The organism is Pantoea sp. WMus005 (assembly GCF_013415305.1).
Classification (GTDB): domain Bacteria; phylum Pseudomonadota; class Gammaproteobacteria; order Enterobacterales; family Enterobacteriaceae; genus Pantoea; species Pantoea rara.
In genome coordinates, this window is sequence record NZ_JACBXU010000040.1 from 1 (window position 1) to 227 (window position 227).

Sequence of the window (227 nt, forward strand, 5' to 3'; positions counted from 1 at the left end):
CTTTGTGATTCATGACTGGGGTGAAGTCGTAACAAGGTAACCGTAGGGGAACCTGCGGTTGGATCACCTCCTTACCTGAAGATACCTTCCCGCGCAGTGTCCACACAGATTGTCTGATAAAAAGTAACGAGCAGAAAAAACCTCTACAGGCTTGTAGCTCAGGTGGTTAGAGCGCACCCCTGATAAGGGTGAGGTCGGTGGTTCAAGTCCACTCAGGCCTACCAAAT

General features: G+C 50.2%; 1 tRNA gene and 1 rRNA gene. Both read left to right on the plus strand.

What is annotated here, in order from left to right:
• Nucleotides 1-74: ribosomal RNA gene (locus HZZ01_RS21235) — 16S ribosomal RNA — on the plus strand; the annotation flags it as partial.
• Between the two features lie 73 nt (nucleotides 75-147).
• Nucleotides 148-224 (plus strand) — tRNA-Ile (locus HZZ01_RS21240).
• Nucleotides 225-227: the final 3 nt, after the last annotated feature.